This window comes from Pseudomonas sp. K5002 (assembly GCF_013386655.1).
GTDB lineage: Bacteria > Pseudomonadota > Gammaproteobacteria > Pseudomonadales > Pseudomonadaceae > Aquipseudomonas.
The window spans coordinates 1-689 of the sequence record NZ_JACARK010001547.1 but is presented as its reverse complement, the minus strand read 5'-3'; the positions used below and the strand labels follow the sequence as shown (position 1 = coordinate 689).

The following is a 689-nucleotide window of genomic DNA, read 5'->3' as shown; positions in this document are numbered from 1 at the left end:
CGAAAGCGGCCTGGGCGTGCGCCTGCTCGACCGCAACCGGCACTCGGTCACACTGACGGAAGCCGGGCGGGTGTTTCTGCCGGAAGCCCTCGCCACCCTGCACCAGGCTGCCCGCGCCGCCGATGCCGCCCGGGCTTCGAACCGCGGGGAGATCGGCCGGGTGCGCCTGGGATTTGTCTCGTCGGTATTGCCGCAATTGCTGCCGGGGTTGATTCGTGCGGTGCACCAGCGCTACCCGCGAATTGAACTGGAGCTCAAGGACATGCCCGGCCCGGATCAGGCGGCTGCGTTGAAAAACGGCCAGCTGGATTTCGGCCTGATGCGTTTGCCGGCGGCCTATCCCGGCGTGCAGACCCTTGAGGTGCTGCAGGAAAGCTTCGTGGTCGCCTTGCCCGGCGAGCATCCGTTGGCGACCCAGGAAACCATTCAGCCGACGGACTTGCTCAAGGTGCCGGTGTTCATCCTGGCCCGGCGTTATGCACCGGGTTTCTACGATGAATTCGTGCAGGCGATGGGCGTGCCGCTGGAGATCGCCTCCGAACTCGGCGAGTTCACCACCATGCTGGCGCTGGTCTCGGCCGGGCTGGGTGTGGGTGTGTTGCCGCTGCAGGCGGCCCGGGCGCTGCCGGCCAATTGCGTGTCCAGGCACCTGGCGTTGGGGGCGTTCCGGGCCAGGACCGGCCTGGCAT

Annotated in this window: 1 protein-coding gene; it reads left to right on the top strand. The window is 67.5% G+C overall.

Translation table 11 applies throughout. The annotated features are described in order from the left end of the window. A partial coding sequence (locus HX846_RS37840; protein ID WP_178967539.1) for a LysR substrate-binding domain-containing protein occupies positions 1-689 on the top strand: 689 nt, incomplete at both ends.